This window comes from Desulfitobacterium sp. (assembly GCF_035539115.1).
Lineage (GTDB): Bacteria > Bacillota > Desulfitobacteriia > Desulfitobacteriales > Desulfitobacteriaceae > Desulfitobacterium_A.
Window position 1 is genome coordinate 1 of record NZ_DATLJA010000035.1, and the last position, 16,305, is coordinate 16,305.

A 16,305-nucleotide genomic window follows, 5' to 3' on the forward strand; every position below is an offset into this window, starting at 1 on the left:
TATCTTTTCTCATGTATATAGTATAGCATAAATACCCGATAAATACTATTATCAACAGGAATATCAACCATACACATAGTACGAGGGACAATTCATCTCCCCATTGAAATGGGGAGGATTCTTGCCTTTACGTCCTAAAATAATTCTCTCCGGGATGCTGCTGGCGATATTGAAGCAATTCCACAAACGTTTGGTTCGTCGATAATAACTCTACTGCAGCTTTCTCTTCCTGAATCAAACCTGAAATATTTTCTCCCGCCCGATAAGAGTTAATTGAAAGTTGTTCTTTGCTTAAACTCATCACGGTTTTAGATGAATTATTAAAGACCATAATTCCTGTACCCACGAGACATAATGTGACGAGTAGTGCAATATAAATTGGCAATTTCTTCTTCAGTGACATATCCTCTCCACCCTTACTCCATTTTTTCCGTGTGTTCCAGTATCTTCGGTATCGTAAATAATTCACTTCATTCATTATACCAATAAACCCAGGAATTTCTAGTTATTTTTACATTTTTATAACATATCCGACATAATATTGGTTCTACAAAATCTTCCCCGCTGAACGGGAAACCGGAAAACGAACTCTAAACTGCGTCCCTATTCCGACTTTACTATGAACTGAAACCTCTCCGTCGTGGTTCTGAATAATGCGATAGGTGATCATTAACCCCAGTCCGGTGCCCATATCTTTGTTTGAAAAGAACGGAGTACCCAACTTCTCGATCACCTCTTTGGACATCCCTTTGCCTGTATCCTCTACTGTAACAACCACTTTGTCACCTTGTCGTCTCGCCTGAATTGTAACTGTCCCACTTTTTTCTATGGCTTCAATCGCATTTTTAAGCAAGTTAATAAAAACTTGCTTTAATTGATCGCTTACGCCCTGAATGGTAGGCAACTCGGGTTCAAACTTTAAAATCAGCTTGACCTCTTGCTGGCTAGCCTGATAGTCGATCAAATTCACAGTATCCTGCAATACCTTATACAGATTAACCTCACTTTTCGCTTCCTGAACGGGTTTCGCCAGAACAACCATTTCCCCCACAATTTGATCGATGCGATCCAATTCCTCGAGAATTGTCTCATAGTAAAAAGCAGGAATGTCTTGTCCTTTTTTTTCGCCGATCAGCTGAATAAATCCCTTGATTGATGTTAACGGATTACGGATCTCATGGGCAATTCCTGCTGCCAGTTCACCGACCAGCGCTAGCTTTTCCATTTGCTTGCTTTTCTTAGTATTCCTATTATCTCTAAGCATGAGGAGGTAATGAACTATAACAACCAAAAAGTACATTAACGTAATGAGTATCGTGAAATTCCGTCCCCGGTGCTGGTTCGTTTGGAAATTGAATTCTGCAAGCGGCTGCACAATGATAACCACCCAAGGTGCTTCCTTTAAGGTTACAAAGGAATGCATATTCTGTTGTACATCATATGAGTCATTTTCGAAGTAACCGTTCGTCGTTTGCGCAACCTTAATTTCCTGATAAAGTGGTGAAGCCTCGAATCTGAAATCTTTACGAAATTGTTCCAGATCTGGATGGCTCAAGACCTGACCATCTTCCCGATTGATCAGTGCAACATAGCCGAACTGGTCCACTTTAACCTTGGCTAATTTCTTCTGGAGTTCACTCAGCGGAATAGACATTCCAATAATCCCCGCTACTTCGCCATCCTGATAATACGGCTCTGTAATTATGATGACCTTTTTTCTGCTAACCTGTTCGATATAAGGTCCTCCCACAAAAGCCTGACCTTTCATGGATTCCCTTAAATCATCACGATCAAGAATGGTTTGATTCGCTTCCGTAGCAGCAGGATATTGAGCAACCCATGTACCATTTGTCTTGACTATCCAAAACGCAGAAGCTTCCGGTTGAGCAAGTGCAAAATCATGTAAAGTTTGTGTGATCTCAGTAGGCCTTTCCTGTTTAAACTCATCGAGCGAAGCCAGTTTTTGAAGCGCGCTTTTGTATCTACTCATGATGTCATCCAAATTAGAGGCTACCATGTCTGCAGCCTGCTTATTTTTCTCAATATCAGCCTGATTCTCTAGGTTGAACTGCTCAAAGATGAGTATATAGCTCATACTGAAAATGAAAATCAAAATCAGGAGAGCACTGATAACTCTAGCTCTCATAGGGTCGTCTGCATGGAAATGCACTTTCAAATAACTATCCCCTAATCCATTGTTGATATTGCGGACGTGCACTTTTTAAATAAATTCGACCAATTTTGGGCAAATCCTCCACAAAGTAGAGCAGCGATAGGTTCTTGCCTATCGCTGCTCTACCGTATATTAATTACTTGGCTACTGCATTCAAGAAAGATTGCGTTCTTTGCTGGGAGGGCTGATCAAAGATCTCTTTTGGCGAACCTTCTTCAATGACCTCCCCCTTGTCCATAAAAACCACTCGATTTGCGACTTCCCGAGCGAAACCCATTTCATGGGTCACGACAATCATCGTCATGTGCTCCTCAGCCAACTGTCTCATCGCTTTGAGGACTTCGCCTGTTAACTCCGGATCCAAGGCCGAGGTTGGCTCATCGAAAAGCATGATATCCGGTTTCATCGCCAGAGCCCGAGCAATTGCCACGCGCTGTTTCTGCCCTCCGGATAAACGCGAAGGATAATTCTCCATTTTATCCTCCAGCCCTACCTTTCGTAAGAGTTCCTTAGCTACGGGTAAAATCTCAGCGTATTTGACGCCTTTGACCGTCATCGGCGCTTCAACCACATTCTGCAGGACCGTTAAGTGAGGAAAGAGATTAAACTGTTGAAATACCATTCCCATTTTCCGGCAAATCAGCCGGGCCTGAGTTTCATTGGCATACTGGACTCTTCCCTCAGGATCAGTTGAAGCGAGTGTGTCTCCTTCAATTTCAATGGTACCTTGGTCAATTATCTCCAGCCGATTTAAGCAGCGCAAAAATGTGCTCTTGCCCGAACCGGATGGACCAATAATGGCAACGACTTCCCCTTTGGAGACCTCAAGTGAGACCCCTTTGAGGGCTTCAAATTGCTTAAAACGTTTATAAATATTCGTGACTTTAATCATGCTTTCCCTATTTTCCATCTTCGATCACCTTTCCCCTACTCGTCGTATGCCGTATAGCGCTGTTCGAGTTTCTGGAAGACCCTAGTAAGGACAAGCGTCATGGCCAGATAAAAAATGGCTGCTACAACAAACGGTATCATGTTAAAATCCCGCTGAACGAGTGCCCGAGTCGTTCGCAGCAGATCATTCATCGCCAAAACGTAAATCAAAGATGTGTCTTTCACTAGTGAGATCGTTTCATTACTCACTGGAGGCAAGATTCTTGAGATGACTTGAGGCAAAATAATCCGACGCATAGTTTGACTATTCGTCATGCCTAGCACTTTTGCTCCTTCATACTGTCCTCGATCAATTGACTGAATCCCTGCGCGGAAGATCTCAGCAAAATAAGCACCATAGTTTAAAACAAAAGCCAGTAGGGCAGCTTGGAAGTCGGTGAGGCTAATGCGAATGCCAGGGATAAACGGTAACACATAATAGACGAACAAGAGTTGCAACATAAGTGGGGTTCCTCGGAACAGCCAAATATAGAAGCCAATAAACGATTTTAAGGGTTTAAAGCGGGAAATCCGCCCTAAAGCAACAAACAGCCCGAGCGGCAAGGACAGAATAATTGTGACAAAGAACATTTTCAGCGTAATTGCCGTCCCGTCGAGCATTGGCCCGATTATAGTCGAAAGATATTCCATTTGTTTCTCCCCAAACCTTCTGATTTTCTACAAGACTTAGAAAAGGCCAATGGTGTGGAAACCATCGGCCAACTTATGAACTAGTATTACGTATTTATTGCCTATTTTAGGACGTTTGCGTTAAACCATTTCTCGGAAATCTTCGTTGAAGTGCCATCTGCTTTCATCTCATCCAAGGCTTTTTGTACCTTATTCAAGAGTTCAGTGTCATCCTTCCGGAACCCTACACCATAATCTTCAGTACCAAAGTTTTCAGTTAGAAGGGTGTATTCACCCGGTTTTTTAGTCATATAATACCGGCCGACGATTTCATCGACAACTACCGCATCCAAGCGACCCGCTTTCAAATCGATTAAGGCTGCCACATTATCGCCGTACAATTTGAGTTCCTTGAACGAGTTTTTGACGTCAGGTTCTTTAGCCATCGCATCAACACTCGTACTCCCGTCCTGAGCTCCAACCACTTTACCTGCAAGATCTGCTTTGGTTTTAACTTTAGAGTCAGGTAAGACGACGATTATTTGTTTGTTTGCCATATAAGGCTGGGTGAAAGCGATATTCTTCTTTCTTTCCTCGGTAATGGTTAACCCATTCCAAAGCGCATCGACTTTTTTACCGTTCAGCTCGACTTCCTTACTGTTCCAGTCAATCGGTCTAAATTCTACTTCCATGTTGAGTCGTTTGGCTGCCTCGGTCACAAGATCGATATCAAAACCAACGAGTTTGTTTTGCTCATCCCGGAAGCCCATCGGTGGGAAGTTATCATCCAAGCCAATGATGATTTTTGGGGGTGCGGCAGGTGTATTGGCGGCAGTCCCCGAAGTACTAGTACTACCACAACCGGTCAACAATAAGCCACTCATAACGACGAGAAGTATCGAAGTGAAAATCTTCTTCATTCTTTTATCCCCTATCTCAATAAAATCCTCTTTAGAATCTTTACCTCTATTTATTTTACTTTAACATACTAAAGAGGTAAAGAGATGAATAAGTGCATTATTAATGATGTACTTGGCCTATACCAGTAATACTTCTATTTACTCACATTTTCTTGAATTCTCACTTCGCTTGAATCCTTTCTTCTGAAACAGGGTTCCTGTCCCCTTGTTTCAGTATTGGGGTTCCAGTGAAAAGTTTCCCGTTGATCGCCCCTATAAGTGTTTGTCTAAAGGTATATACCCAAAGAAGGCCTAAGAGTATTGTCAGAAAGGCGGCAAAACCGGAGGTGAGAGGGGTGACAAAAATGGAGGCCACCTTTTGGCTCGAAATGGTATAGGCTGCTAAGGGAAAGATGAACGCCCACCACCCCATACTGAAAGGAATTCCACCACTCCTGATCTGGTATAAACAAATCATCATAATGATACCCACAATCCAAATTCCAAATCCCCAAACGACAACGGCTATGAGATTTGCCAGATCCGTTGATTCTAAGAGGCCCATCGTTTGGGCATTCTTCGAAGCATCAATGATGGCGCTGACAGCCAGACCCACAGCACTCATGAAAATACCAAAAGACGGCGTAGTTTCTGCGGAAGGGAGAGGATGTTGGGCCAGACGCACAAAAACTATGGCGCTAATAAAGATAAATAGAAAAAATCCGATCCCAAATAAGGCTGTATTGATAATGAGAACAGATAAACTCCAATTCGGGTGATATTTCTCAGTGAGGGTAAGTACTGGATTACCGATCAGGGAAATCGCCATATTCGCAATCGGTGCCATAATCCAAGAAAAATTAATCATTTCTGGTTTGGGGGTCTCCTCCACCCGCATGATTCTAAAGGTCGTATAGAAGGTGAAAAAGTTTACGCCAACAATGGCAATGATCCAGAGCCCAGAAACCAGAGAGTACGTTAAAGCTTCCCCCAGATACTGACTCCAGATCAGGTAAATATTCGTTCCTAAAATCGCAGTCGCAACCGGCATGGTGACAAAGAAATTGCCAGTCAGCGGGTGCTGCAGGTCTCGGCGGGCATACTCATAGTACCTAATCCAGCGAAAGATCCAAGGAACCAAAACGATAAAATAGAGAAGATCGGTAAGAGCGGCAAGCACTGTTCCGAAAAGGTTACCTAACGGGAAAAAATTTTGCCAGAGATATAATATGTTAGCAAGTCCACCTGTGCCCATAATCACCGCGAACCAGGCTGGGGCTAAATATTTAATTGGATGACGTTCTTGCCTATCGAGTAACCCCTTTTCATTACTTAGCCATTTCATTGATGCGGAAACCCGGAAGAAATAATCTTATGTATTACGTGTAAGAAGCTGTCCATTTCAGCATCGCTACCGATACTTACTCTTAAGTAATTATCAATTCTCGGTTGCTGAAAATATCGGACAAGGATCGATTCTTTTTTTAGGCTCATGAATAGATCTGCGGCCTGTATTAAGGGATGACTTATAAAAACAAAATTGGCTTTTGAGGTTATCACCTTAAACCCGAGCTTACGAAGTTCAAGTGTTACCTTTTCTCTCGTCTGAATGACTTTATTTCTTGTGGATTGAAAATATTCATCATCCTTAACGGCCTCGATTGCTCCAGCAAGAGCTAATCGATCCAAAGTATAGGAATTGATCGAATTCTTGATTCTGTTCAGACCTTCGATTAGATCCTTATGACCTAGGGCAAAACCGACTCTTAAACCTGCTAAAGAACGCGATTTAGAAAGGGTCTGAACCACCAAAAGATTCGGATATTGATCAATCAACTTCTGTGCTGACTCACCGCCGAAGTCAATATAGGCTTCATCAATGATCACGACGTGTTCCTTATTGTGAAGTAATACTTCCTCAATCGCTTCAAGTGTCACACAGTCACCTGTCGGTGCATTGGGATTAGGAAAGATGATTCCACCGTTTGACTTGAAGAACTGATCCACCGGGAGAGTAAAGTCGTCCTTTAAAGGAATCAATTCATAATCAATTTTAAACAGATTCGCGTACACGGGATAAAAGCTGTAGGTTATGTCCGGGAATAATATCGGATGCTGAGCGTCGAAAAAGGCCATAAAAGAAAACGCTAATACTTCATCTGAGCCATTTCCGAGGAAAATCTGTTCCTTCTTTAAGCCAAAATAATCAGCTAAAATGCTCTTTAATTCATCGCCATTGGGATCCGGATATAACTTTAGTCTTTCATCCGCCGCGGCCTTGATCGCCTCAAGGACGTTCGTTGAAGGTGGATAAGGATTTTCATTGGTATTCAGTTTGATATATTTTTTATCTTTAGGCTGTTCGCCAGGTACATAGGGTTCAAGCCTGGCCGCTAATTTGCTCCAATATTTACTCATGTTTTGACTCCTTCCTTATTAAGGTTGCCAGGATTGGCATATTCCTAGTTCTCCTGTCTAGAATATCAGATGTGCGCAAATAATGTCCACCTTTACTGCAAATAAAGGGCCGCTACAAAGCGAACTATTATTATGGTTCAAGAAATAATTTGGGAATTTCAACTTATTGACAATTCTTAAGTGACAACTTATAATATATAATAAGTTGCCTGACTATTCAAATCAGCAATCAGTAAAGGAGAAGTTGTGTGGTGGAACATTCTGAACTACAACAATTTGAGAAGAAAATGCTTAATGAACTAAGTGACATAACTTTAAAGAAGGGTGCGATCAATCCCGAACTTTATAGTAGATATGAAGTTAAACGCGGACTCCGCGATCTTGATGGAAGAGGTGTGCTCGTAGGGTTAACCGAAATCGGCGAGGTTCATTCTTATATTCTTGACGAAGGAGAAATGGTTCCGGTTCCAGGCCGCCTAATTTATCGGGGCTTCGACATCAGTGAACTAGCCAAAGGCTTCATGGAGGATAAGCGCTTTGGGTTTGAAGAGACTGTTTATTTATTGCTCTTTGGGAATCTCCCTGATAAGAACTCGCTTGCGGATTTTGAAAAGCTTCTTTCCTATTATCAGAAGCTGCCTGAAGATTTTGCCCGTGATATGATTTTAAAGGCGCCCAGCAAAAATATCATGAATGGCTTGGCCAGAAGTGTATTGGGGTTATACTCTTTTGATGACAATCCTGATGATCTTTCAATTAAAAATGTCTTAAGGCAATGTATCCAGCTTATAGCCTCCTTCCCTTCCTTGGCGGTCTATAGTTATCAAGCCTACTCCCATTACCATGGAAATCAAAGCCTGTTTCTTCATAGCCCTCAACCAGAGTTAAGTTTAGCTGAAAACATTCTTTATATGCTAAGACCGAATCGCGAATATACAGAGCTTGAGGCCAAACTTCTTGATCTCGCGCTCGTGCTTCATGCCGAACATGGCGGGGGGAACAATTCCTCTTTTGTAACCCATGTTGTAACCTCGACCGGTACGGATACCTATTCTGTTATTGCCGCGGCCTTAGGTGCACTTAAAGGGCCTAAGCATGGAGGGGCTAATCATAAAGTAATTCAGATGATTGAGGATATTAAAGACAAAGTTAAGGATTGGGACGATGATGAGGAGATAGCAAATTACCTTGCTCAGATTCTCAACAAAGATGCTTTTGACCATTCCGGTTTAATTTACGGGATTGGCCACGCCGTCTACTCCATTTCGGATCCAAGGGCGGTTATTCTCAAAAGATATGCTGGCAAACTTGCCCAAGAAAAGGGACTAGAAAAGGAATTTAAGCTCTACGCTAAAGTTGAGCAAATCGCCCCCGAGGCCATTGCCCGATACACTAAAATATACAAAGGGGTCAGTGCCAATGTCGATTTTTATTCGGGCTTTGTCTATCAAATGCTCAATCTTCCCCTAGAGATGTTCACGCCGATTTTTGCCCTCGCCAGAATCGCGGGCTGGAGTGCTCATCGCATTGAAGAAATCGTCAATGGCGGAAAAATTATTCGACCCGCTTACAAAAGTGTCGTCCAGCGACAAACTTACGTTCCCCTCAATGAGAGAGATTAAGGTAATGTGCCAATAACAGATTAAAATTAAGGACCCCCTTAAGGACCCCCTAAAAGAGAAGAGAAAACACTTTCTTCTTTTAGGGGGTTCTCGTATGTAATTTTTAGTAATAAAGCAAGAACAATAAATCCTACTCTGAATTTTCTCATGAATAACCGTCTCTGATCTAAATTTGCAGATCATTCGCATTTTCATTGCATGATTCATATAATAATTAACCAGAGTGTGCAATGAATTTGTTAAGACCTATCAGACAGGATGAGTAACATGCATAAAATACGGAAGGCCGTTATTCCGGCAGCAGGACTTGGTACACGATTTTTGCCCGCCACAAAAGCTCAACCTAAGGAAATGTTACCGATTGTGGATAAACCTACGATCCAGTTTATTGTTGAAGAAGCTGTTCAATCTGGAATCGAAGACATCATTATCATTACTGGTCGTAGTAAACGGTCTATAGAAGACCATTTTGACCGTTCGCTCGAACTGGAGGTATTCTTAAAAAATAACGAAAAAAAAGAGCTTTTGCACATGGTCCAAGACATTTCACGGATGGCGAATATCTACTATGTTCGTCAAAAGGAAGCTCTCGGTTTAGGTCATGCGATCTATTGTGCGCGTACGTTCATAAGAGATGAACCTTTCGCCGTATTGCTTGGAGATGATATCATTTATTCCAAGATACCCTGTCTGAAACAAATGATTAATATTTACGCTCATTATGGGGTTAGTATAGTGGGAGTTCAGGAGGTCCCTTTGGAAGATATATCTAAGTATGGTATTGTCGACGGAGAGAAAATAAGACCACGGATTTATAGAACTCAGGATTTGATTGAAAAACCGAGTGCTGAGGATGCCCCCGTCACCCGTTTGGCGATCATGGGGCGTTATATTTTAACTCCGGAAATTTTTAGTATTTTAGAAAATCTTCCACCCGGTAAGGACGGAGAAATACAATTAACGGACGGTTTACGTGAACTTAGCAAAGCACAGGAAATTATTGCCTATAATTTTAAAGGACGTCGTTATGACGTAGGAGATAAACTAGGGTTTATAAAAGCCAATATTGAATATGGCTTACGGCATGAGGAATTATCAGATCCGCTAATGAAGTATTTACATGAAATTGTGCGCCAATCCAAGCGCTAGTCTTCTCGATAAGATATAGAAAACTTGGCTGATGCCGAGCTTTCTATATAGAAGACTTGGTCAGCGCCAAAGCGGTGGCCTTAGTCGCCTTATCCTGCCGAACTTAACCGCATTCATCGTAGGAAAGCAGAAGCCCTAGTTGCACTTATACTTTCAACCGATAAAGAAAACCCGGCTTTCGCCGAGCTTTGCGATAAAGAAGACTTGGCCAGCGCCAAAGCGATGGCCTTAGTCGCCTTATCCTGCCGGACTTAACTACTTGCATCGTAGGAAAGCGAAAGCCGCTGGTTGCACTTATACTATCTGCCGGAAATTTATACTTTCTGTTAGTATAAAAAAGTGACTAGAGGATGTCTCAAATAACTTGAGGCATCCTCTAGCTCAACTCTTCTGTGATCATAGCTCCAAATTACGTTAGGGTCGATTTATTACATTGACCTTCCGTCCTTCTGGCTGAGAGACTTGGGAACTCGTCGGGTAACTGGCTTCCTTGTTCTTGACTTTATCCTCTACTTGGTCCTCTTCCTTATCTTCGTCGTCTTCCTCCTCTTCCTCGTCTTCCTCCTCTTCGTCCTCTTCCTCGTCTTCCTCCTCTTCCTCCTCTTCCTCGTCCTCATCAAAATTAAACTTTATAACGTCTCCATTTTGATACTTTACTTTAACTTTTTTAAGGTCGTTTCCATTAGCCAATGCATCAAGAACTTCTTTGAGTAATTCTTCTCTCTCCATATTTTGTCACCTTTCTCTACTAAATTTTTCTACTTATTTCTCCACCCATAGGTTCTAGTTTGGTGGAACGTTGTTGTATATTATATGATTAGCTTAAAACATCGGTGCTGACTGTAATCGGCAAAAGTCATCAATCTGGTGTTCTAACCCAGTTTTCAAAGAGCTTACGGGATTATACTTTAACAGGGTTTGTGCCTTTGTTATATCGGCCCAAGTATCCCTCGGATCACCCTTAGACTTTTCCGTGAATTCCAAGATCGCCTTTTCGGTGAGTAAATTTTCGATCAACGATATGACTTCTAAGATTGAAGCTCTCTCCTTACCCCCAATATTAATCGTTTCTCCGATCACTCCTTCTGCATGAAGAGCTGCAGTAGTTCCTTCCACACAATCCTTGATAAAGGTAAAATCTCGAGTCTGCTTCCCATCTCCATATATTTTGATGGTTTGATGATGGAGAATCCCATCGATGAATCGAAAAAACGCCATATCTGATCTTTGTCTTGGTCCATACACGGTAAAATATCTTAGAATAACAATGGGGATCCCGTAGCTTACTTGATATACCTTACACAAATATTCACCCGTAAGCTTACTCACCCCATAGGGGGAAAGCGGGGCGGGTGTAGAATCTTCGGTGACTTTCCCCACTTTTTCTCCATAAACCGAAGATGTTGAAACATAGATAAACTTTTTAAGGGGACATTCACGCACTGCTTCCAATAGCATTTGAGTGGCTAGGATATTGTGATCGGCATAGGATTTAAAGTCAGTTCCCCAACTCGTGCGTACTCCTGGAATAGCCGCTAAATGATAGACAACTTGAACATCTTCCAATAGTTTCTTTAAATGAGCCTGGCGAAGATCAACTTGATGAAATTGAAAACGAGGATGTGGTAAAAGAAGTCTAAGATTCCTCTGTTTTGTCTGATTCAGGGCAGGATTTATAAATCCATCGATACCGATAACTTCGATATCCTTCATTTGAAGCAGTCGTTCACAAAGGTGTGAACCAATAAAGCCAGCGGCTCCAGTAACCAATATTTTCATTGTCTGCCAACTCCTAAGTAAATAAATCCTTCACTTTTGACGATTTTCCCGTCGATACAATTTCTTGCATCTAGAATGATCGATCCTCTCATTCTAGATTTAACTTCTGTCCAATTGCATTCGTGAAATTGTTCCCATTCAGTTGCGATAATGAGAGCATCTGAATCGCGAATCGATTCATACTGATCACTAAAGGAAGAAACCTCGGCTAATTCAAGTTGCACCATGGGATCGTACGTATGAACCTGAGAGCCCCTTTGGACCAGTTGTTTAATTAGTCTAAGAGCTGGAGAAGAGCGAAGATCATCTGTCCCTGGCTTAAAGGTCACACCCCAGACCGTAATCTGTTTATCCGTCAAGTCCGGAAGTTCCGTCATCAACTTTTTTAGGTAAATCTCAATTTGATTTGCATTAATCTCCATGACAGCATCAAGTAGCTTTGTTTCTACTTCTTTCCTCAACGCAGAATCTTTAAGAGCACTTAAATCTTTCGGTAGACATGATCCACCAAAACCAAGTCCTGCATTTAAGAAATGACGACCAATTCGTGGATCAGCCCCCAACCCCTTCGCGATATCTGAATAATTCACTTCATAAGCATCACAGATATGGGCCATTTCATTAGCAAACGAAATTTTTGTAGCCAGGAAGGCATTGCTGGCATATTTGATCAGTTCCGCCCCTGTCAAACTCGAAAAAATATAGGGGGCTTTTCCCCTTTTATAGAGCTTTTTTAGGACTTTGATAGGACGATCTGATTTTGTGCCAAAAACAACTTTATTGGGATGATAAATATCCCATAAAGCAGTTCCTTCTCTTAAAAATTCCGGATTAGAAACGATATCAAATAACTCTTCTTCGATGCCCATTTCTATTAATGTTTGGTGGATCCATTCATTGGTTCCTGGAGGAACAGTACTCTTGGTAATAATGATTTTGTATTCATTAAGGGTTGAACCTATAATTTCCACAACTTGGCTGACAAAACTAAGATTACTACTTCCATCTTCCTTAGAAGGTGTGCCTACGGCAATGAGAATAATCGGATAATCTCTAATACTCTCTTCTACATGAGATGAGAAATGGAGTTTATTCCTTTGGGTGTTCTTGTTCATTAATTCTTGTAATCCGGGTTCATAGATCGGAATCTTTCCTTGACAAAGGTTATCAATTTTTCCTTGATCAATATCCACACATCGAACGTCATGCCCAAGATCAGCTAAAGTAGTTGCCGTCGTAAGCCCCACATAACCGGCACCTACTACACATATTCTCATAATTCGGCCAACCCACTCTCCTACAATATCGATTTATACATACAATGTATTCGAACATAATCGAGTGTGTTAAAAATTTACTTTACTCTCTACGATAACATTTAGAGATAAGACAGAATAATTTATGCTATGGAATAGAAAAGTGGAGGCAACGAAATGGAAGAATATCGGATTGAACCGTGGGACAGCGAAGATTTTCAGACAAGTCTTAATCTAGATATGTATGTACCTCCAGGAATAGATGAATTAGCACAGGATGTCATTACTCACTACGATATGGATGTCTACGCTAAAACGTTAATTACTTCAAAACCGGACAAAGGTGGAGCCATTTGGAAAATTGAAACTGACAAAGGACCTCGTAGTTTAAAGCTTTTGCACCGCAAGCCGGTCAGAAGCCTCTTCAGCGTAGGGGCTCAGGACTACGTTGTAAAGCAAGGAGGAAGAGTTCCCGAATTAAAAAAGACCAGGGAAGGCGCTCTCTATATTGAAAAGGGCGGAAAGTTATGGATAGTCACGGATTGGATTGAAAGCCTCACTCCAGCCAGTAAAGATCTCGAAGGTGCTCAATTCCTGTGTTACGGTTTAGGGGAGTTTCATAAACATTCCCGAGGATATATTCCACCCATAGATTCCCAAAAGGCTTCAAGATTGTCTCATTGGCCTACCTATTATCAAGAAATATTGACCAAAATCAGCTGGTTTCGTAATATTGCCAAAGCCTATGATGAAATTCCAAGTAGTCAATTTCTACTTTCTATCCTTGATAGGTTTGAACGCCAAGCCCTTGATGCTTCATCCCTTCTTGAGCAATCCTCTTATGGTCAGATGGTCTCGATGGGTGAAGAGTATTGGGGACTGGCTCACCAAGACTACGGATGGTCTAACGGACAACAGGGGCCTGGAGGGCTTTGGGTTATTGATCTTGATGGAGTGGCTTACGATTTACCGATTCGCGATCTGCGAAAGCTAATTTCGAGTACGATGGATGACAAAGGACACTGGGACACAACTTGGATTAGAAGTATGATTGACGCCTACCATCAAGCGAATCCAATCGATCGAGAAACTTACGAGGTATTACTCATTGATTTGGCCTTTCCCAACGAATTTTATAAAAACGTTAATGAGATGCTTTCTGATCCTATTCGTTTTATGAGCAACGATTTAGAAAGAATACTACAGCATCTTGTTCTTCTGGAAGAAACGAAAGGTTTGACACTCAAAGAACTTCAACTCGAAAAAGAAAGATTCCAAACCGGCAACTATAGCCCAAGAACGATATCTAAACCAGAAAATCATGAAATGAAGCCCATAAAAATAACTCAGGGAAACTCCAACTTCCCCAGTTTGCCTATTCAAGAAAACCCCTCCTTTACTTTTGAGGAGATCCAAGAGGATTCTTATATTCAAGAGACAAGCAAGCTTAGAAATAAGAATAAGCAGATCAGTATCGAAAAGAATCTTAGCCTTAAAAAGAAACGTAAAAAGAATGTTGAAATTACAGAGAAGAAGAGTTTACAAAAGCAGCATGGTCCTACAAGGAATAATCAATTACCACAAAACTTAAACCCTAAATTAAATATATTGATGATTTGTACAGAAAAGTTACCCGTTCCACCCGTGCGTGGTGGAGCGATTCAAACGTATATCGAGGGAATCTCAGGATTTTTAAGTAAACAACACGACTTAACCATTTTAGGAACTTCAGATCCTTCATTACCTGACGAGGAAATCGTAAATAATATCCGATATGTAAGAGTAGAGGGTAAACACGTCTTAGAAATCTATGCTGAAGAGGTTATTTTTTTCCTTAAAAATAACTCTTTCGATCTAATTCACGTCTTTAATCGACCCCGTCTTATTCCTTTAATCCGCGAAGCCGCTCCCCATTCACGCCTCATTCTAAGTATGCATAACGACATGTTTGATCACGATAAAATCCAACCCGAAGATGCATTAACCGCAATCAATGAAGTTGAACGGATTATTACCGTCAGTGATTATGTTGGAAATACCATAAGCAGTCTCTACCCTCAAGCGGCATCAAAAGTTCAGACGATCTATTCTGGAGTAAACCTAGATACTTTTATCCCATGGGAAAAATCAAATTCAGCTGCCCAGATTCGTCAGAAACTACGCGCAGAGCATCATCTTGAATCCAAAACCGTTATTTTATTTGTGGGGCGATTAACCCCCAAAAAGGGCGCCGATCTATTAATTCAAGCCATTAAAGAAGTCTATTCATCTCATTCAGATATTGCCTTAGTGATTGTAGGTGGAACATGGTACAGTGAAAACAAAGTGACAAAATATGCAGCCTATGTTCGCTCTCTAGTAGAAAGAGCTCCTTTTCCCGTGGTCACCACGGGTTATGTATCCGCTCATCTCATTCACCAATGGTTTTGGGCTGGAGATATCTTTGTGTGTCCCTCTAAGTGGCAAGAACCACTGGCTCGCGTCCATTACGAAGCAATGGCAGCCGGTTTGCCCTTTCTCACAACGGCTCGTGGCGGCAATCCAGAAGTTGTGATCGAGCAGAATGGGTTAATTGTCGAGCACCCTGAGGATCCCCTCGAATTTGCCGAGAAACTTAAAATTCTCCTTTCCGACCCTAAACTTCGACAGAGAATGGGCCAAACGGGTAGGCGTTTAGCTGAAGAGCGATTCGGTTGGGAGCGGGTAGCACACGATGTCTTAGATGTCTGGAAACCGAGATTCGACTACAATACGAAGATTGCAGCTCTTAAAGAGAAACGTCCCGATAAAGTTAGAGACCTCGGACGACGAAATAAGAATTTAGCAAAGGCTTTAATTCCAGCAGCAAAACCCTATTCATCTGTAGTGAGGATCACCCGAGACATGATCCATCGTTAGTTTTGAATGCTTTACAAATAAAGTATAGAGTTATTCGACTACTTGTAACATTATTGGTCAAGCATTCATAATCTATATCAAGAAACAGAAAAACCCCATCTTATCTTTTGAGGTCTATTCTAAGGCCTAATGGAAAAATTAGAGAGGGGTTAAAGATATGTCACTATTCGGAACACCTTTTACACCTTTTACGTCTGTGCCCTTCATTGTCGGGCTTTTTGACACCTTTCCAATAGGAGCAGCGCTCCGGGTCGGTATGGATGCAGGGTTCTGGACAGGTAGCTTTGGTGGAATTCAAGATGGTGTGGCGTTGTTAACCAATGCGCTCCTATTCTCCAATGTCGGTACGCCAATTGATGGGATCCGTCCCATTGTGCGTATCCCGTTACGTGCCATCACATTCGTTAGCCAATAAAGAAAACCCGGCTTTCGCCGAGCTTTGCGATATAGAAGACTTGGTCAGCGCCAAAGCGGTGGCCTTAGTCGCCTTATCCTGCCGAACTTAACCGCATTCATCGTAGGAAAGCGAAAACCGCTGGTTGCACTTATGC

Annotated in this window: 14 protein-coding genes; 4 read left to right on the forward strand and 10 right to left on the reverse strand. The window is 41.8% G+C overall.

The window, feature by feature from the left end:
- Positions 1-127: 127 nt before the first annotated feature.
- From VM640_RS06455 to hisC, 7 genes are all read right to left on the reverse strand, one after another.
- A complete protein-coding gene (locus VM640_RS06455; RefSeq protein ID WP_325390604.1) occupies positions 128-403 on the reverse strand; it encodes a hypothetical protein in 276 nt (91 codons plus the stop codon).
- Positions 404-547: 144 nt separating this feature from the next.
- Positions 548-2,146, reverse strand: a complete 1,599-nt coding sequence (locus VM640_RS06460) for an ATP-binding protein (RefSeq protein ID WP_325390605.1) — start codon at positions 2,144-2,146, stop codon at positions 548-550.
- 163 nt (positions 2,147-2,309) lie between these two features.
- A complete protein-coding gene (locus tag VM640_RS06465) occupies positions 2,310-3,083 on the reverse strand; it encodes an amino acid ABC transporter ATP-binding protein (RefSeq protein WP_325390606.1) in 774 nt (257 codons plus the stop codon).
- 17 nt (positions 3,084-3,100) lie between these two features.
- Entirely contained in the window at positions 3,101-3,754 is a 654-nt protein-coding gene (locus VM640_RS06470) for an amino acid ABC transporter permease (RefSeq protein ID WP_325390607.1), read from the reverse strand.
- Between the two features lie 101 nt (positions 3,755-3,855).
- Positions 3,856-4,653, reverse strand: coding sequence for an amino acid ABC transporter substrate-binding protein (locus VM640_RS06475; protein WP_325390608.1), 798 nt, complete (start codon positions 4,651-4,653; stop codon positions 3,856-3,858).
- Between the two features lie 160 nt (positions 4,654-4,813).
- Positions 4,814-5,977 (reverse strand): TDT family transporter, encoded by a 1,164-nt coding sequence (locus tag VM640_RS06480; protein ID WP_325390609.1) that lies wholly within the window; start codon positions 5,975-5,977, stop codon positions 4,814-4,816.
- Complete coding sequence (gene hisC, locus VM640_RS06485; protein WP_325390610.1) at positions 5,974-7,050, reverse strand: histidinol-phosphate transaminase; 1,077 nt, start codon at positions 7,048-7,050, stop codon at positions 5,974-5,976. The genes VM640_RS06480 and hisC overlap by 4 nt, the downstream gene beginning before the upstream one ends.
- A 287-nt stretch (positions 7,051-7,337) precedes the next feature.
- On the opposite strand from hisC, the gene VM640_RS06490 reads away from it, so the two are divergent.
- Entirely contained in the window at positions 7,338-8,672 is a 1,335-nt protein-coding gene (locus VM640_RS06490; RefSeq protein ID WP_414647923.1) for a citrate/2-methylcitrate synthase, read from the forward strand.
- A gap of 267 nt (positions 8,673-8,939) precedes the next feature.
- Positions 8,940-9,821 carry a UTP--glucose-1-phosphate uridylyltransferase GalU gene (galU, locus tag VM640_RS06495; protein WP_325390612.1) on the forward strand — a complete coding sequence of 294 codons (882 nt, stop codon included), beginning with the start codon at positions 8,940-8,942 and terminating at the stop codon, positions 9,819-9,821.
- 414 nt (positions 9,822-10,235) lie between these two features.
- Here galU and VM640_RS06500 read toward each other — a convergent pair whose 3' ends face one another.
- The 3 genes from VM640_RS06500 to VM640_RS06510 all read right to left on the reverse strand — a co-directional run bounded on the left by VM640_RS06500 (position 10,236) and on the right by VM640_RS06510 (position 12,877).
- Complete coding sequence (locus VM640_RS06500; protein ID WP_325390613.1) at positions 10,236-10,550, reverse strand: hypothetical protein; 315 nt, start codon at positions 10,548-10,550, stop codon at positions 10,236-10,238.
- A gap of 93 nt (positions 10,551-10,643) precedes the next feature.
- A complete protein-coding gene (locus VM640_RS06505) occupies positions 10,644-11,600 on the reverse strand; it encodes an NAD-dependent epimerase/dehydratase family protein (RefSeq protein ID WP_325390614.1) in 957 nt (318 codons plus the stop codon).
- A complete protein-coding gene (locus VM640_RS06510; RefSeq protein WP_325390615.1) occupies positions 11,597-12,877 on the reverse strand; it encodes a UDP-glucose dehydrogenase family protein in 1,281 nt (426 codons plus the stop codon). Before VM640_RS06510 ends, VM640_RS06505 begins: the two co-directional genes overlap by 4 nt.
- Before the next feature lie 156 nt (positions 12,878-13,033).
- Between VM640_RS06510 and VM640_RS06515 the strand changes: the two genes are divergently transcribed.
- Positions 13,034-15,754, forward strand: a complete 2,721-nt coding sequence (locus VM640_RS06515; RefSeq protein ID WP_325390616.1) for a CotS family spore coat protein — start codon at positions 13,034-13,036, stop codon at positions 15,752-15,754.
- A 157-nt stretch (positions 15,755-15,911) separates the two neighbouring features.
- On the forward strand, positions 15,912-16,169 hold the full coding sequence (locus tag VM640_RS06520) for an SH3 domain-containing protein (RefSeq protein ID WP_325390617.1): 258 nt from the start codon (positions 15,912-15,914) through the stop codon (positions 16,167-16,169).
- Positions 16,170-16,305: the final 136 nt, after the last annotated feature.

What these genes read in the sequence shown, in the direction of transcription:
- VM640_RS06505 (WP_325390614.1), bottom strand. Translation starts at nt 11,600, where the DNA reads ATGAAAATATTGGTTACTGGAGCCGCTGGCTTTATTGGTTCACACCTT.
- VM640_RS06520 (WP_325390617.1), top strand. Translation starts at nt 15,912, where the DNA reads ATGTCACTATTCGGAACACCTTTTACACCTTTTACGTCTGTGCCCTTC.
- VM640_RS06510 (WP_325390615.1), bottom strand. Translation starts at nt 12,877, where the DNA reads ATGAGAATATGTGTAGTAGGTGCCGGTTATGTGGGGCTTACGACGGCA.
- VM640_RS06515 (WP_325390616.1), top strand. Translation starts at nt 13,034, where the DNA reads ATGGAAGAATATCGGATTGAACCGTGGGACAGCGAAGATTTTCAGACA.
- VM640_RS06475 (WP_325390608.1), bottom strand. Translation starts at nt 4,653, where the DNA reads ATGAAGAAGATTTTCACTTCGATACTTCTCGTCGTTATGAGTGGCTTA.
- VM640_RS06490 (WP_414647923.1), top strand. Translation starts at nt 7,338, where the DNA reads ATGCTTAATGAACTAAGTGACATAACTTTAAAGAAGGGTGCGATCAAT.
- hisC (WP_325390610.1), bottom strand. Translation starts at nt 7,050, where the DNA reads ATGAGTAAATATTGGAGCAAATTAGCGGCCAGGCTTGAACCCTATGTA.
- galU (WP_325390612.1), top strand. Translation starts at nt 8,940, where the DNA reads ATGCATAAAATACGGAAGGCCGTTATTCCGGCAGCAGGACTTGGTACA.
- VM640_RS06500 (WP_325390613.1), bottom strand. Translation starts at nt 10,550, where the DNA reads ATGGAGAGAGAAGAATTACTCAAAGAAGTTCTTGATGCATTGGCTAAT.
- VM640_RS06480 (WP_325390609.1), bottom strand. Translation starts at nt 5,977, where the DNA reads ATGAAATGGCTAAGTAATGAAAAGGGGTTACTCGATAGGCAAGAACGT.
- VM640_RS06465 (WP_325390606.1), bottom strand. Translation starts at nt 3,083, where the DNA reads ATGGAAAATAGGGAAAGCATGATTAAAGTCACGAATATTTATAAACGT.
- VM640_RS06460 (WP_325390605.1), bottom strand. Translation starts at nt 2,146, where the DNA reads ATGAGAGCTAGAGTTATCAGTGCTCTCCTGATTTTGATTTTCATTTTC.
- VM640_RS06470 (WP_325390607.1), bottom strand. Translation starts at nt 3,754, where the DNA reads ATGGAATATCTTTCGACTATAATCGGGCCAATGCTCGACGGGACGGCA.
- VM640_RS06455 (WP_325390604.1), bottom strand. Translation starts at nt 403, where the DNA reads ATGTCACTGAAGAAGAAATTGCCAATTTATATTGCACTACTCGTCACA.